General features: G+C 41.6%; 15 protein-coding genes and 1 pseudogene. 11 read left to right on the top strand and 5 right to left on the bottom strand.

Annotated features, from left to right (window positions below):
• The first annotated feature begins 299 nt into the window (after positions 1-299).
• The 7 genes from cmk to yciH all read left to right on the top strand — a co-directional run bounded on the left by cmk (position 300) and on the right by yciH (position 5672).
• Positions 300-977 carry a (d)CMP kinase gene (gene cmk / locus C3007_RS03625; RefSeq protein WP_103853143.1) on the top strand — a complete coding sequence of 226 codons (678 nt, stop codon included), beginning with the start codon at positions 300-302 and terminating at the stop codon, positions 975-977.
• Positions 978-1087: 110 nt separating this feature from the next.
• Complete coding sequence (gene rpsA / locus C3007_RS03620; RefSeq protein WP_103853142.1) at positions 1088-2731, top strand: 30S ribosomal protein S1; 1644 nt, start codon at positions 1088-1090, stop codon at positions 2729-2731.
• A 66-nt stretch (positions 2732-2797) separates the two neighbouring features.
• Positions 2798-3082 (top strand): integration host factor subunit beta, encoded by a 285-nt coding sequence (locus C3007_RS03615; protein WP_103853141.1) that lies wholly within the window; start codon positions 2798-2800, stop codon positions 3080-3082.
• 68 nt (positions 3083-3150) lie between these two features.
• A complete protein-coding gene (locus C3007_RS03610; protein ID WP_103853140.1) occupies positions 3151-3447 on the top strand; it encodes a LapA family protein in 297 nt (98 codons plus the stop codon).
• Positions 3447-4637 (top strand): lipopolysaccharide assembly protein LapB, encoded by a 1191-nt coding sequence (gene lapB / locus C3007_RS03605; protein ID WP_103853139.1) that lies wholly within the window; start codon positions 3447-3449, stop codon positions 4635-4637. The genes C3007_RS03610 and lapB overlap by 1 nt, the downstream gene beginning before the upstream one ends.
• Positions 4638-4654: 17 nt before the next feature.
• Entirely contained in the window at positions 4655-5350 is a 696-nt protein-coding gene (pyrF, locus tag C3007_RS03600) for an orotidine-5'-phosphate decarboxylase (protein WP_103853138.1), read from the top strand.
• 1 nt (position 5351) lies between these two features.
• On the top strand, positions 5352-5672 hold the full coding sequence (gene yciH, locus C3007_RS03595) for a stress response translation initiation inhibitor YciH (protein ID WP_103853137.1): 321 nt from the start codon (positions 5352-5354) through the stop codon (positions 5670-5672).
• Positions 5673-5719: 47 nt separating this feature from the next.
• Here yciH and C3007_RS03590 read toward each other — a convergent pair whose 3' ends face one another.
• Positions 5720-7021, bottom strand: coding sequence for an L-cysteine desulfidase family protein (locus C3007_RS03590; protein ID WP_103853136.1), 1302 nt, complete (start codon positions 7019-7021; stop codon positions 5720-5722).
• Positions 7022-7048: 27 nt separating this feature from the next.
• The gene (locus tag C3007_RS03585) at positions 7049-8167 is read right to left on the bottom strand and encodes a pyridoxal phosphate-dependent aminotransferase (RefSeq protein WP_103853135.1); all 1119 of its coding nucleotides are present in this window, start codon (positions 8165-8167) and stop codon (positions 7049-7051) included.
• Between the two features lie 99 nt (positions 8168-8266).
• On the opposite strand from C3007_RS03585, the gene C3007_RS03580 reads away from it, so the two are divergent.
• From C3007_RS03580 to qseC, 4 genes are all read left to right on the top strand, one after another.
• Complete coding sequence (locus C3007_RS03580) at positions 8267-8797, top strand: YgiW/YdeI family stress tolerance OB fold protein (RefSeq protein WP_103853134.1); 531 nt, start codon at positions 8267-8269, stop codon at positions 8795-8797.
• A gap of 126 nt (positions 8798-8923) precedes the next feature.
• Positions 8924-9574 (top strand): thiaminase II, encoded by a 651-nt coding sequence (gene tenA, locus C3007_RS03575; protein ID WP_103853133.1) that lies wholly within the window; start codon positions 8924-8926, stop codon positions 9572-9574.
• Between the two features lie 19 nt (positions 9575-9593).
• Entirely contained in the window at positions 9594-10259 is a 666-nt protein-coding gene (locus C3007_RS03570; RefSeq protein WP_103853132.1) for a response regulator, read from the top strand.
• Between the two features lies 1 nt (position 10260).
• Positions 10261-11646, top strand: coding sequence for a quorum sensing histidine kinase QseC (gene qseC / locus C3007_RS03565; protein ID WP_103853131.1), 1386 nt, complete (start codon positions 10261-10263; stop codon positions 11644-11646).
• A 35-nt stretch (positions 11647-11681) separates the two neighbouring features.
• On the opposite strand, the pseudogene C3007_RS03560 reads toward qseC, so the two are convergent.
• The 3 genes and pseudogenes from C3007_RS03560 to gyrA all read right to left on the bottom strand — a co-directional run.
• Positions 11682-12176: pseudogene (locus tag C3007_RS03560) on the bottom strand (hemerythrin domain-containing protein); the annotation flags it as partial.
• Between the two features lie 248 nt (positions 12177-12424).
• A complete protein-coding gene (locus tag C3007_RS03555) occupies positions 12425-12772 on the bottom strand; it encodes a SirB2 family protein (protein ID WP_103853130.1) in 348 nt (115 codons plus the stop codon).
• A gap of 102 nt (positions 12773-12874) precedes the next feature.
• Complete coding sequence (gene gyrA, locus C3007_RS03550; protein ID WP_103853129.1) at positions 12875-15523, bottom strand: DNA topoisomerase (ATP-hydrolyzing) subunit A; 2649 nt, start codon at positions 15521-15523, stop codon at positions 12875-12877.
• Positions 15524-16035 lie beyond the last annotated feature (512 nt).

The following is a 16035-nucleotide window of genomic DNA, read 5'->3' as shown; positions in this document are numbered from 1 at the left end:
AAGAACTGCATAAAATTATGCAGTGGATACAACACCTTAATTTGGTATGAATTATAAAAAGAGTGATTTCGAATAGGGTGCGTAATTTACTGTTTGAATGTAAATTTTTCGTACAAAATTCTAAAAAATAAGCAAAATTTATTATTTATTTTCAACAAAAAGCCAAAGGTTTATGTTGTATGGAAATAAAGCAAAAATTCCATAAAAAAGCACCGCACTTTATAAATCACAATGCGAAATGTACGCAGCTGTGCTATCATTAGCGCACTTATAAAAACACAATAAGAGAACGAATAACTATGCAGAAAAATCTCGTGATCACCGTTGATGGGCCGAGTGGCGCAGGTAAAGGGACGCTATGTTATGCCTTGGCGCAAAAGCTAGGCTTTGCCTTGTTAGACAGCGGGGCGATTTATCGTGTTACCGCGTTGGCGGCGTTAAAAAAGCAAGTGCCGTTAGATGATGAAGCGGCGTTGGCAAATTTAGCTCGTCATTTAGATGTCGAATTTTTGCCTGAAGATAATGAAGTTAAAATTATTTTAGAAGGTGAAGATGTGAGCCGTCAGATTCGCACGCAAGAAGTGGCAGAGGCAGCGTCTAAAGTAGCGGTATTCCCACAAGTTCGTGCTGCATTATTGCAATTACAGCAAAGTTTTGCCAACGAAAAAGGGCTTATTGCTGATGGGCGTGATATGGGAACCGTGGTTTTCCCTAATGCACAAGTAAAGTTATTTTTAGATGCTAGCGCAGAAGAAAGAGCGAAAAGACGCTATAAACAGTTGCAAACTAAGGGAATTAGTGGTAACTTTGCACAGATTTTAGCCGAGATAGAAGAGCGTGATTTTCGCGATAGAAATCGCCCAATCGCCCCTTTAAAACCTGCTGAGGATGCGTTGTTGTTAGACAGCACGGAATTAAGTATTGAGGAAGTGATTGCTCAAGCCCTTGATTATATCCGCCAAAAGGTTGATTTTTAAGGCTTAAATTATTTTCGTCAGTTTATTCAAGGAAGGATAAACATTTATTATCAGCCCCACTTTTTATGGATATAAAGTGGACGTTATTAACTAAATTTAGAAGATTAATTATGTCAGAATCTTTTGCTCAACTCTTTGAAGAATCATTAAAAGACCTTGAAACTCGTTTAGGTTCAATCGTTAACGGTACTGTTGTTGCTATTGAAAAAGGCTTCGTATATGTAGATGCAGGTTTAAAATCTGAAGCGCGTATTCCAGCTGAAGAATTCCAAAATGCACAAGGTGAATTAGACGTTAAAGTTGGCGACGTGGTAAACGTTGCGTTAGATGCTGTTGAAGATGGTTTCGGTGAAACTAAATTATCTCGTGAAAAAGCAGTACGTCACGAATCTTGGATCGAATTAGAGAAAGCTTACGAAGATCAAGCAACTGTTATCGGTTTAATCAACGGTAAAGTGAAAGGTGGTTTCACAGTTGAGTTAAACGGTGTTCGTGCATTCTTACCTGGTTCATTAGTAGATACTCGCCCTGTACGCGATGCAGATCACTTATTAGGTAAAGAATTAGAATTCAAAGTAATCAAATTAGATCAAAAACGTAACAATGTTGTTGTTTCTCGTCGTGCTGTAATCGAATCAGAAAACAGCCAAGATCGTGAAGAAATCTTAGCAAGCCTTGCAGAAGGCGCAGAAGTTAAAGGTACAGTTAAAAACTTAACTGACTACGGTGCGTTCGTTGATTTAGGTGGCGTTGATGGTTTATTACACATCACAGATATGGCTTGGAAACGTGTTAAACACCCAAGCGAAATCGTGAATGTAGGTGATGAAATCACAGTTAAAGTATTAAAATTTGATAAAGATCGCACTCGTGTTTCTTTAGGCTTAAAACAATTAGGTCAAGATCCTTGGGTTGCTATCGCAGAAAATCACCCAGTTGGCAGCAAATTGACTGGTAAAGTAACTAACTTAACAGATTACGGTTGTTTCGTTGAAATTTTAGAAGGCGTTGAAGGTTTAGTTCACGTTTCTGAAATGGATTGGACAAACAAAAACATTCACCCATCTAAAGTAGTTAGCTTAGGTGATACTGTTGAAGTGATGGTATTAGAAATCGATGAAGATCGTCGTCGTATTTCTTTAGGTTTAAAACAATGCAAACCTAATCCGTGGTTACAATTTGCTGAAACGCACAACAAAGGCGATAAAGTTACTGGTAAAATCAAATCAATCACTGATTTCGGTATCTTCATCGGTCTTGAAGGTGGTATCGATGGCTTAGTTCACTTATCTGACATTTCTTGGAATGTACCAGGTGAAGAAGCAGTTCGTAACTACAAAAAAGGTGACGAAGTTTCTGCCGTAGTTCTACAAGTGGATTCTGCAAAAGAGCGTATCTCTTTAGGTATCAAACAACTTGAAGATGATCCATTCAATAACTTCATCGCAGCAAACAAAAAAGGCGCTATCGTAAGTGCTAAAGTTGTTGAAGCAGATGCAAAAGGCGCTAAAGTTGAATTAGACGGCGGTGTTGAAGGTTATATCCGTGCAGCTGACTTAACAAGCGAAGTTGCAGCAGGCGATGTTGTTGAAGCGAAATACACTGGTGTAGATCGTAAAGCGCGTTTAGTTCACTTATCAGTGAAAGCGAAAGATCAAGCTGAAGAAGCGGCAGCAGTTGCAAGCGTGAATAAAGAAGAAGTAGTTATTCCAAACGCAATGGCTGAAGCATTCAAAGCAGCTAAAGGTGAATAATTTTAGTTCCCTTTAAAGTTGGCGTGGGGAAACTCACGCTAACTTCTTGATAGTTAGGAGAATATTATGACTAAATCAGAACTCATTGAAACATTAGTTCAACAACATCCTTCTATTTCAGTTAAAGATGTAGAAAATGCAGTCAAAGAAATTTTAGAGCAAATTGCACAAACCTTGGAAAATGGAGAGCGTGTTGAAGTTCGTGGTTTTGGCAGTTTTTCACTACATTTCCGTCAGCCTCGTGTAGGACGTAATCCTAAAACGGGTGCCAAAGTTGAATTAGACGCAAAATCTGTACCGCACTTTAAAGCAGGTAAAGATCTTAGAATGCGTGTAGATGCTCAAGCATAATAGTCAGCTAACTAAACGGCACCTTTTGTGTCGTTTTTTGTATTTATATAAATCTTTTGGAGTGCGTAATGATTAAGTATATTTTTGGTTTTATTATTTTACTCGCTGTTGTGCTTGTCGCTATCACCATTGGGGCGAATAATGATCAAGTCATTACCTTTAATTATATTGTTGCTCAAAGCGAATTACAGCTTTCCACGTTGGTGGCTATCTTATTTGGTTTTGGCTTGCTGTTAGGTTGGTTTATCACTGGCTTTTTCTATCTCAAATTAAAACTAAAAAATATGGGATTAGCACGCAAGGTAAAACGCCTTTCCGCACAAGTTACTGAATTAACATCAAGCCGAGATAAGGCTCCACAATAATGCTTGAACTGCTTTTTCTACTGCTTCCTATTGCCGCAGCTTATGGTTGGTATATGGGGCATCGTAGTGCGAAAAAGGATCAGGAAGAAATCACCAACAAATTATCCCGTGATTATGTAACGGGGGTGAATTTACTTCTTTCTAATCAGCAAGAAAAAGCAGTTGATTTGTTCTTGGACATTCTACAAAAGCAAGAACAAGAAAATGAAATTGAACAAAGTTCACAATTTGAAGCCGAACTCACCTTAGGAAATTTATTCCGTTCCCGTGGCGAAGTGGATCGTGCATTACGAATTCACCAAGCCTTAGATCGTAGCCCTAATTATAGTTTTGAACAAAAACTGCTTGCTAAACAACAGCTTGCGCGCGATTTTATGACCGTTGGTTTTTTCGATCGTGCTGAAGCATTGTATATCCTTTTGGTTGATGAGCCAGATTTTGCGGAAAACGCATTACAGCAACTGGCAGTCATTTACCAAAAAATGAAAGAATGGAAAAAAGCCATTAATGTGGCGGAAAAACTCGCCAAAATTTCACCGCACTTTGATCCTATCCCCTTGGCACATTATTATTGTGAATATGCCCAAACCCTTGATGCTGAGCAAAAAAAAATGGCTACAGCACTTTTACAGCGCGCTTTAACCGTTTATCCAAATTGTATCCGAGCGTCATTATTACTTGCGCAAAATGAAATGTTGCAACTGGATTATCAAAGTGCGGTAAAAAATTTAGAAAATATTTTGCAGCAAAACCCCGCTTACATTGGTGAAGCGCTGTCGGCTTTAAAATATTGCTATGAAGAATTACATCAGCAAGATAATTTTGAGCTTTTTCTCATTAAAGCGAGCCAAGTGTGCAAAAGCAGTGCCGTTGATCTTGTTTTAGCTGATTTTATTGCAGAAAAAGATGGTCTTGTAGCTGCGCAAGCAAAACTTTATCAACAACTCAATCAGAACCCCACAACCATTGTTTTCCATCGCTTTATCCAATATCAAATTGAAAGTGCCGAAGAAGGACGCGGTAAAGAAAGCCTGATTTTGCTATCAAAAATGGTGGGTGAGCGAATTAAGCAAGGTTTTGATTATCGCTGTACGAATTGTGGTTATCAAACAAACAAACTTATTTGGTGCTGTCCTTCTTGTCGTCAATGGGAAAGCATCAAACCAACGCCAGATATTGAATATAACTAACCAACGAGGAAGAGAAAATGAGCAGTAAAGTGATTGTTGCCCTAGATTATGAAAAAGAAGAGCAGGCGCTTGCTTTGGTGGATCAGCTTGACCCAAGCCAATGTCGCTTAAAAGTGGGAAAAGAAATGTTTACCACCCTAGGCACAAATTTTGTCAAACAGCTACACAGCCGTAATTTTGACGTTTTTCTTGATCTCAAATTTCACGATATTCCTAACACCGTAGCAAGAGCGGTGCGTTCTGCGGCAGATTTAGGCGTTTGGATGGTCGATTTACACGCCAGCGGCGGTTTACGAATGATGGAAGAAGCCAAAAATATTCTCGAGCCTTATGGCAAAGATGCACCGATTTTAATTGGCGTTACCGTGCTAACCAGTATGGAAGATCTTGATTTGCTACAAATTGGTATTAACGCATCGCCAATGGAGCAAGTGATTCGTCTCGCCAATTTAACCCAAAGAGCAGGGCTTGACGGTGTGGTATGTTCGCCACAGGAAGTAGAAATTTTACGCGCACATTGTGGTAAAGATTTCAAACTGATTACCCCAGGTATTCGCCCGATTGGTTCTGATTTCGGCGATCAACGCCGTGTAATGACGCCAGCAGCGGCAATTCAAGCGGGTTCTGATTATTTGGTTATCGGACGCCCGATTACGCAAGCTGAAAATCCAGCAGAAGTGTTGCGTGCGATTAATGCGTCTATTGCGGGGTAATATGTCAGAAAGCACCTTAGTTTATTCCACCGAAACAGGCCGAATTAAAGCAGAAAAATCACAGCCTGAACGCCCTAAAGGTGATGGCATCGTTCGTATTGAGCGCCAAGTGAGCGGAAGAAAGGGCAGTGGTGTTAGCGTAATCAAAGGCTTAGATTTGCCCGATAATGAATTGAAAAAATTAGCCGCCGAATTGAAAAAACGCTGCGGCTGCGGTGGCTCGGTGAAAAATGGCTTGATTGAAATTCAAGGCGAAAAACGAGAGTTACTCAAACAATTATTAGAGCAAAAAGGCTTTAAGGTTAAGTTAGCAGGGGGATGATGGTTCCCCCTTTATATTCTATTGAATAAGATAATTTTGATTATTTGCTATATTTTATCCTTTGGTTTACTCACCATAATCTCAATAACTTGGCGATCGGTGTATTGCATACTGCGTGAAGCAATGTTGCAAAGGTTATTAATTGAACGATCGATACAATGTTCTACAATGCCCTCGTTGCCAGTAACTTGCATATTATCCAATGCCATTAGTACCGCTTTATAGCTTGAGGTTACACTGGTGGATACTTTCATTGCACAGCTATTTGCCGCGCCATCGCAAATAATGCCGCTAATATCGCCAATCATACTGCTGATTGCCATACTTACGGTTTCAAATTTGCCCGTAAGCAACCAAGCAATGCCTGCACTGCTGCCCATTGCTGCGGTGGTCGCCGCACACAATGCGGAAAGTTTTGGCAGTTTGCTGTGGATATAAATCGCCATTAAGTGCGAAAGAAATAACGCACGGGTGAGCTGTTCATCAGTCGCGTTAATATGTTTTGCAACCACCACAACAGGCATTGTCGCTGCAATCCCCTGATTACCAGAGCCAGAATTACTCATTGCAGGCAGATTTGCACCGCCCATTCGTGCATCGGAGGCTGCGGTGGTTTCGATAATAATGCGGTTCATTAAATCATCACCGAGCAATCCTGTGGCAATTTGTTTTTGCAATGTGCGCCCAATGTGCAAGCCATAATCTTGTCGTAAGCCCTCTTGTGAAAGGGCTGAATTTAGCCTTTCAGCTTCATCAATAAATTTGATCTTGGCCAGATCCACTTGGGTGGAAAAATCAAAAATCGCTTTCGCTGAAAGTGCGGTGAAAATTTCGTACAAATTTTCACTTTCTACCGCGCAAGGTTTGGTGAAAATCACCTGATCATTTTTGGCAATATAAATCACATTGGTATGATGTGCCGCAATGCGCACGCACACTTTGTCCTGCTGATGAAAAAGCGTAGCTTCAGAATACAAAATATGCTCTGTTTCAAAAATTGAAACGGAAACTCTGCCTTCCTTGATCATTTGTTTCGCTTGTTCGGTTTGTTCTGGCGTGATGTTTTTTAACACTTCCAATCCAGCATTCGGATCACCACCAATCGCCCCAATCGCTGCTGCCATTGTCAACCCTAAAGTTCCCGTCCCCGGTACGGTTACGCCCATTCCATTTTTCATTAAATTCGGCGAAACTTTTGCTTCAATACGTTCAGGCATTGCGTTTAAATATTGTCGTGCGGTTGCCGCCGCTAACGCAAGAGAAATGGGTTCGGTGCAGCCTAAGGCTGGCACAACTTCTTGTTTCACAATATCTAATAGGGCTTGTTCGGTATCTGCTTGAAAATTCATAATGTTCCTTTATTTTGCTGTCGGTAATTATTTCTGTTCAGCGAGCCATTTTTTCATTCGCTCTACGCCCTCGCGTAAATGGGCAATCTCTCTGGTGTAGGCAAAGCGGAGATAATGCTTGGTGCCATTTTCCCCAAAATCGATCCCCGGGGTAGCGGCCACTTGAATTTCAGCCAGCATTTTTTTCGCGAATTCATAGCTATCTTGCGTGTAATCAGACACATCAGCCCAAAGATAAAATGCCCCTTGTGGTTTAAATTCGATCTTGAATAAGGCTTTTAATTCGTTATACAGAAAATCTCGCCGCTCTTGGAAAATGCCTTTAATTTCATCAAGATAATCATAATCAAAGGCAGCTAGCGCACCATATTGGCTCAATGTAGGCGCGGAAATAAAAATGTTTTGCGCCACAATTTCCGCTTCTCTTGCCTTTTCTTCTGGCACGATAATCCAGCCTAAACGCATTCCCGGCATACAAAAATACTTAGAAAACCCATTAATCACATAAGCATTCGGATTAAATTGTAAGGCGGTCGCGGCTTGCTCATCATAAACCAAGCCGTGATAAAGCTCATCGGAAATAAAGGCAATTTGATTAGCAATGCAATATTCATTCAGCACTTGCAGACGTTCAGGCGTATAAATATTGCCCGTTGGATTAGCGGGGGAAGAAATTTGCAAGGCTTTAATTTGGCGATTTTCAAGCTGTTGTGGTGCAAGCTGATAATAATCTTGCTTATCGACAGGGATAAATTCAGGCTGAATATCCATCATATAAGCGAAATTTTTATAGCACGGATAAGCCGGATCTGTCAGCCCCAGTTTATCGCCTTGATTAAGGGTTGAGGCATAGGCGACAAGAAATGCGCCACTTGTGCCGGGGGTAAGAATAATGCGATGCGGCGCAACGTCCACTTGATAAGTGCGGTGGTAAAATTCACGAATTTTTTCACGCAATGCAGGCAAGCCAAGACTTTCCGTATAACTAAATTGATTGTCTTCAATGGCTTGTTGCAAGGCTTGTTTGACTTTCGGTGATGGCGGTAAATCAGGTTGGCCAATTTCAAAATGAATGGCATTAGGGTATTTCACCGCTTCACGCACAATATCCATCACAATAAATGCCGACATATTTTCACAACGCATTATTTTTTCCTTTTTGCCTATCTTAAGATTCTCTTAATATTTCTTTGTTTTAATGTTCCCAACAAGACAGCCGTCTTGTCATTTGAAAGGAGTTTAACAATGAAAAAACTTAGTTTAGCAACAATTTTACTATTATCAACTGCTAGCCTTGTGGTTAGTGCAGAGAATTTACCAGCAGCCAATCAACAAGCTGCCGCAGTGGAACAAAAAGCGCAAATCGTACCAGATGCTGAAAAAGCAGAAAAAGCGCAGAAAAAGCATCATCATAAACATAAAAAAGAGCACAAAAAACGCGGTGGATTTGTGGATCCAGCTAATCCACAACCGCAAGCCAATGGTAAAAAATCCTTTGCAAATAATTTACCTGTAAGCCAAATTAGCGAGCAAGCGACTTGGAAAGATGATCAACGCATTGTTTTACAAGGAAATATTGTTAAACAATTAAGCAAAGATGATTTCTTATTCCGCGATAAGAGCGGTGAAATTGAAGTGGAAATTGAGCCGCACGCGTGGCGTGGTAAAACGATCACGCCAAATGATGAAGTGAAAATTCTTGCGGAAGTGGATAAATCCGATAAAAAATTAGAATTGGAAGTTCAACGCGTTGCAAAAGTGGCAAAAAGTAATTAATTGCGAAAAGATTCCATTCGCAAATTTATCTTTTTAGGCTAAACTCAATGGGCATTTTGCTCATTGGGTTTATGTGGTAAATGGGACAAGATGGCATTATTTACTTCAACATAAAAGGAAAATCAAATGCTTACCGTAGAAAACCTGATCGCCCAAAGCCAGCCTTATTGGGATAATTATATCCAACATTCCTTTGTACAGCAGCTCGCTGCAGGTCGCCTGCCACGCCAATGCTTTCAACATTATTTACAGCAAGATTATCTCTATCTCTTTCAGTACAGCCGTGCATTATCGCTAGGTATTTTCAAAGCAGATAATTTTGCTGAAATTCACACCGCTCACCAAGCCAATGAGGTGTTGCTGAAAGAAATTCAGTTGCACATCGCATTCTGTCAAGAATGGGGCATTTCCGAGCAAGATCTGCAAAAAGTGCCTGAATCTACCGCTTGTGTAGCCTACACGCGTTATGTGCTAGATTGTGGCATCAAAGGTGGGCTTGCGGAACTTTATACTGCCCTCGCGCCTTGTATGTTGGGCTATGCGGCAATCGGCAAAATGCTCGGCAGCCAAGCGCCAACACCGAATAATCCTTATCAGAAATGGATCGATACTTACGCCGCACAAGATTTTCAACAAACTACGGCGGAGTTTAGCGCAATGATCAACGGATTATTTGAAAATGTTTCAGCAAAGCAACAGCAACAATTACAACATATTTTCACCACGGCGACACGAATGGAAATTGACTTTTGGCAAATGGGGCTAGATTTAAGCTAACTAAAGTGCGGTTAAAATTATGCGAATTTTATTAATTGAAGACGATCCTTTGATCGGTGATGGGCTTAACATTGGGCTCGGCAAATCAGGTTTCAGTGTCGATTGGTTTCAAGACGGCGAAAGCGGTATGCAGGCCTTGGCTTCCGCCCCTTATGATGCCGTGGTGCTCGATCTCACCTTGCCGAAAAAAGATGGCTTGCAGGTGTTGCAACAATGGCGCAAAGCTAATCAAGATGTGCCTGTACTTATTTTAACCGCACGAGATAGCTTAGAACAACGTATTGAAGGTTTGCAGCTCGGCGCGGACGATTATCTCGGCAAGCCCTTTGCGCTAGGCGAAGTGGTTGCTCGCTTACAAGCGCTCATTCGCCGCCGTTATGGGCAAACGCAATCGCTGCTCACCCACGGTGTAGTGAGCCTTGATCTGGGGCAGCACAAAGCCTTTTTGCGTAATCAAGAAGTTTCGCTCACGGCGACGGAATACAAACTACTTGAACTGTTTATGCATAACAAAGAGCGGGTGCTTTCTCGCGGATTTATTGAAGAAAAACTCTATACTTGGAACGATGAAGTGAGCAGCAATGCATTGGAAGTGCATATTTACAATTTACGCCAAAAGCTCGGCAAACCGTTTATTCGCACGGTACACGGCGTAGGCTATGCCCTTGGCACAATCGAGGAATAAAATGAAACCACGCAGTTTACGTCTTCGCCTAATTCTCATTCTTTCCCTGTTAGCTAGCGCTATTTGGCTGGCTTCTACGGCGATTGCGTGGTCGGCAGCGCGTAGCCAAGTAAACGAAGTTTTTGATACACAACAGATTTTATTCGCCAAACGGTTAGCTACTTCGCATTTAAGAAGTATTTTAATTGAGCGCTACCGTCCTGAAGGAAAAAACTATCGCCAAAAACCACCGCACTTTCGCAAAAGACAAAATTACGATGATGACGCCCTTGCCTTTGCGATTTTTAATCACGATGGTGAAATACTGCTCAGTGATAGCGAAAACGGCAACAATTTTATTTATGAACCGAAAAGGGGCTTTAATAACACCACCTTGCAAGGTGATGACGATGAATGGCGAATTTTTTGGCTGCCTGCGGCGGAAGGCAGATTAATGATCGCCGTGGGACAAGAGCTGGAATATCGCCAAGAATTAGTCGAAAAAATGGTGCTAGGTCAAATGTGGATTTGGTTTGCTAGTCTGCCTGTGTTACTTGCCGTGATTATTTGGGCCATTAGCCGCGAACTGTCCATATTGCGCAATGTGAGTGAACAAGTGAGCCAGCGTAACCCTGATGATGAACAACCGCTCGACACGCAGCAAGTGCCAAAAGAAATCTTGCCATTAGTGCAAAATTTGAATCAATTTTTCACCCGCACCGCAACCAGCCTACTCAGAGAGCGGCGTTTTACATCTGATGCAGCGCACGAATTGCGTAGTCCGCTCACTGCGTTGCGTATTCAAACTGAACTCGCACAAATGGCAGGCGATGATGAAACAATGCGTAATCAAGCATTGCAAAACCTTACGCTAGGCATCGATCGCGCAAGCCAATTGGTGGAACAGCTGCTTACACTTTCGCGCTTAGATAATCTCAATGAATTAGCCCATCTTAACACCATTGAATGGGATAAATTAATCACCGAGCTTGTAGCTGAGCGTTATTTAAAAGCCGAAAAAGCAGGGATCACATTAATTTTTGAACAGCTGAGCAAACCCAATACGCAACAAGGCGAACCATTATTGCTTTCTTTAATGCTACGCAATCTGATCGACAACGCCATTGCCTATTGCCCTAAAGGCAGCGAAATTCGCCTTATTTTACAACAAGATAAACTCATCATTGCCGACAACGGTGGTGGCGTCCCTGATGATGCCCTAGATAAACTCGGCCAACGCTTCTACCGCCCCGCAGGCCAAAATGAAAAAGGCAGCGGTTTGGGATTATCTATCGTACAACGGATCGCCCAATTACATCACTACCAAGTGTGGTATAAAAATGCCGAGAATTTGCGTGGGGAGAAAGGGTTTTGGGTGGAGATTTTATTGAATAAAAAAGCACCTTAAACCGCCTTAAGGTGCTAACATTATTATTGCTGTGACTATTGTTCGCTTAATACACGCGGGAATAAGATATTATTTTCTGTGTGAATATGTTCTTGCAGATCATCACAAAACTCTTGAATACCTTGGTAGAGATTGCGCCAAGAAGTGCAAGCATCAGCTGGTGGCGTCATATTGTGAGTAAGAGTGCGTAGCACTTCAATCGTTGCGCCATGTTCATCGTGTTCAAATTCCATTACCTGAATAGGCATTCGAGCCATCATATAATTACCTGCTTGGATCATTGGAAACAAGATTTGTTCTTCTTTCATCATATGGCTAGACAAATCCGCATAGGCATTTTTTAGCGCGTCAGCTAAACCTTTTGGACAATCAGGGTGATCAGCGTGACGTTCTTCTACTTTTTCTGCAAGGGGAATTAGCTCTTGCAATTGTTCACGATGACGTTGATGAAAACGCGACAGGATATGCGAGATAGTATCTTGATAACTAGCACTTTGCCATTGTTGATCGGCTTGTTTCATTCTATTTTCTAATGACATAATTTGACCTTAATATTGTATTGTTAAACCTGACAAAAATACTAAGGTATTTGGTTGATAATCCCAACTTCTTTTTAAGAAAAGGTGGTCGGCTTATGATCTAAATCAGATTTTATAACTCAAAATAGGTGGGAAAATTTTACAAAATACCACCGCACTTTGAATTATAGAGAATGAAAGGCAGGGGGAAGTGAAAAAGCGGTTTAAGCTAAACCAAACCGCTTGAGAGTTTGATGAGATTAATGGTTGTAGCCGAGTAGCATTGCGCCAATAAATGAAATTAATGCAAGCAGAAATGCCACTGGGTTATTAGCTGTGCCACGTTTGAAAAACTTAGCGGCAAAAATGATGTAGCTAATTAATAAGGCAAATTTGGCGATAATCCACCAAGGGAAGCCTATTCCTAGGGAGAATAATAAGATTGCACCGCTTGCGATAATTAGCGTATCAGATAAGTGCGGTAGGATTTTGAGTAATTTTATGGCGCGCCAATCTTTTCCAGCAAATTGCATTAAGGCTCGAATAATAAATAGCCCTAAGCTAATAAAAGCACAGAAAAAGTGGGTGTAAATAGCATAAAAAATCATTGTCTAAATTCCTATAGAATGGTTTGGGATTTTAAAAGTCCAGTGTGAAAAAAGGTTTCAGCTTTGGGTAAAGAGAAAGTGGGCGAATTGCCCACTTTGTTTTTATTCTACATTGTCTGTTTCAATGTCCGATTCTTCATCGTCCACATCACAAACACGCTCAAGGCTTACTACTTGCTCGTCTTCGGCGGTGCGAATTAAGCGAACCCCTTGGGTGTTTCGTCCAACAATGCTTACTTCGCTAACGCGAGTTCTTACTAAGGTTCCCGCATCGGTAATCAGCATAATTTGGTCATTTTCTTCCACTTGGGTCGCGGCAACCACTTTACCGTTACGCTCGCTCACCTTGATAGAAATCACCCCTTTGGTGTTACGCGATTTGGTTGGATACTCCGCTAAATCGGTACGTTTACCATAACCGTTTTGCGTTGCGGTAAGGATTGCGCCGTTATCTTTCGGGATCACCAGCGACACCACTTTGTCGATATTCAGATCAAGGGTTTCTTCGCTGTTATCGTCAGAAATTTCTTCAATTTCCACCGCACTTTCATCTTCCACTAGATCGTTAGTTAGGGCTAATTTAATGCCGCGCACCCCTGTTGCGGTACGTCCCATTGGGCGCACTGCGCTTTCTGCAAAACGCACCACGCGTCCTTGTGATGAGAACAGCATAATCTCGTTTGAACCGTCTGTAATGTCCACGCCGATAAGTTCATCTTCATCACGCAAGTTAAGGGCAATAATCCCGTTTGAACGTGGGCGGCTGAATTCAGTTAGGGCGATTTTTTTCACCATACCGCCTGCGGTTGCCATCACCACAAATTTATTTTCTTCATAAGCAGAAATTGGCAAGATTGCGGTAATACGCTCGTTTTCATCTAATGGCAGAATATTGACGATTGGACGACCACGCGCGCCACGGCTGGCTTGCGGTAATTGATACACTTTGAGCCAGTATAAACGTCCACGGCTAGAGAAACATAAAATCGTATCGTGGGTGTTGGCGACCAGTAATTTTTCGATGAAATCTTCTTCTTTCATCTTGGTTGCAGATTTACCTTTACCGCCACGGCGTTGTGCTTCGTAATCGGTAAGTGGTTGATATTTCACATAACCTTCGTGAGAAAGGGTTACCACCACATCTTCTTGTGCGATTAAATCTTCTAAATTAATATCGCCTGATGCCATTGTGATTTCAGTGCGGCGTTCATCGTTAAATTCCGCTTTAACGCGTTCTAACTCTTCACACACCACTTCTCTTAAGCGTTCAGTGCTATTTAAAATGCGTAATAATTCGCCAATTTCGACCAAAATTTGTTGATATTCAGTAACGATTTTTTCGTGTTCTAAGCCAGTCAAACGTTGTAAACGTAAGTCTAAAATAGCGCGGGCTTGTTCTTCAGAAAGGTAATATAGCCCATCACGCACGCCAAATTCTGGCGCAAGATCTTCAGGGCGAGAAGCATTCATTCCTGCCGCTTCTAACATTCCACTCACGTTGCCTAAATCCCAACCGCGTGCAAGCAAGGCTTCACGGGCTTCATCACCGGTTTTTGATGCACGAATTAATTCAATAACTGGATCGATATTGGCTAAGGCAATGGCTAAACCTTCTAAAATATGCGCACGTTCACGGGCTTTACGCAGTTCAAACACTGTACGGCGTGTCACCACTTCACGGCGATGCTTCACAAAGGCTTCAATGATTTGTTTTAAATTGAATAATTTCGGCTGACCGTGATCCAACGCCACCATATTGATACCAAAGGTCACTTGCATTTGGGTGAGTGCATAAAGGTTGTTCAACACCACTTCGCCTACGGCATCACGTTTCACTTCAATTTCAATACGGAAACCTTCTTTATTGGATACATCAAGCACGTTGCTAATGCCTTCGATTTTTTTATCACGCACCAACTCAGCGATTTTTTCCACCAATTTCGCTTTGTTTACTTGATAAGGAATTTCCGTCACGATAATGGTTTCGCGGCCTTTTTCGCTAGTTTCAATTTCCGCTTTGGCACGCACATAAACCTTTCCACGCCCTGTTTTATAGGCATCTTCAATGCCTTTGCGACCATTAATTAACGCAGCCGTTGGGAAATCTGGGCCAGGAATAAATTGCATTAATTCATCAATGGTGATGTCTTCGTTGTCTAAATAAGCCAAACAACCGTCTAACACTTCACCTAAATTATGTGGGGGAATATTGGTTGCCATACCCACCGCAATCCCCGATGAACCATTGACTAACAAGGCTGGAATTTTGGTTGGCAACACATCAGGGATCATTTCTTTGCCATCATAGTTTGGCGAGAAATCCACGGTTTCTTTGTCTAAATCCGTTAATAATTCCTGCGTGATCTTTTGCATACGCACTTCGGTATAACGCATTGCCGCTGGCGCATCGCCATCAACTGAACCGAAGTTACCTTGACCGTCCACCAACATATAACGCAATGAAAACGGCTGCGCCATACGCACAATGGTGTCATAAACCGCACTATCACCGTGTGGGTGATATTTACCGATTACATCACCCACCACACGGGCAGATTTTACATAGGCTTTATTATAGGTAATGCCACTTTGATCCATTGAATATAAAACACGGCGGTGTACCGGCTTTAACCCATCACGCACATCAGGCAACGCACGCCCAACAATCACGGACATTGCGTAGTCAAGATAGGAAGATTTCAGCTCTTCCTCAATACTCACAGGGGTAACGTTTGAAACCAAATTCGTCATTGAAATATTCCCTAATTAGATAAAAAATTAGGCGAGATTGTAGCATAATTTCAATGATTTCTCTAATCGTTATGTTGGTTTTTTGTTTGGGATTGATAACGAGTTTCGCCGTTTGCGATTTCCTTTCTTTTGCGTTTCCCCGAATGGAATCAAGTAAATAAATTGCTTTTTTCTTTGTGATTAATAACGAGTTTCGCTCGTTGAGCGACCTACTTTCTTTTGCTTGCTCAAAAGAAAGTAGGCAAAGAAAAAAGCACCCGACTAAATTGCTTATCTTCATTTTTAACAAATTTTCTTAACGAAAAGTAAGCCCATACTCGCTATGCTGCGTTCAGGCGTTACTTTTCTAAAAATTTGTTAAAAATGAAGGCAATTTACATGGGAAGTTATGAGACGGCTTCATATCTAGTAGGAGGGGCTTTAGCCCACCATTTTGCCGTTTTCACACCGTGGAGGTGCCTATGCTTTTGTTTTAGGTGGGCTAAAGCCCACCTACAATGCTTAATCACATT

It is taken from the genome of Avibacterium gallinarum (assembly GCF_002921135.1).
Taxonomy (GTDB): domain Bacteria; phylum Pseudomonadota; class Gammaproteobacteria; order Enterobacterales; family Pasteurellaceae; genus Avibacterium; species Avibacterium gallinarum.
Note: the sequence above shows the minus strand (reverse complement) of the source record. Positions and strands in the feature narration are given on the sequence as shown.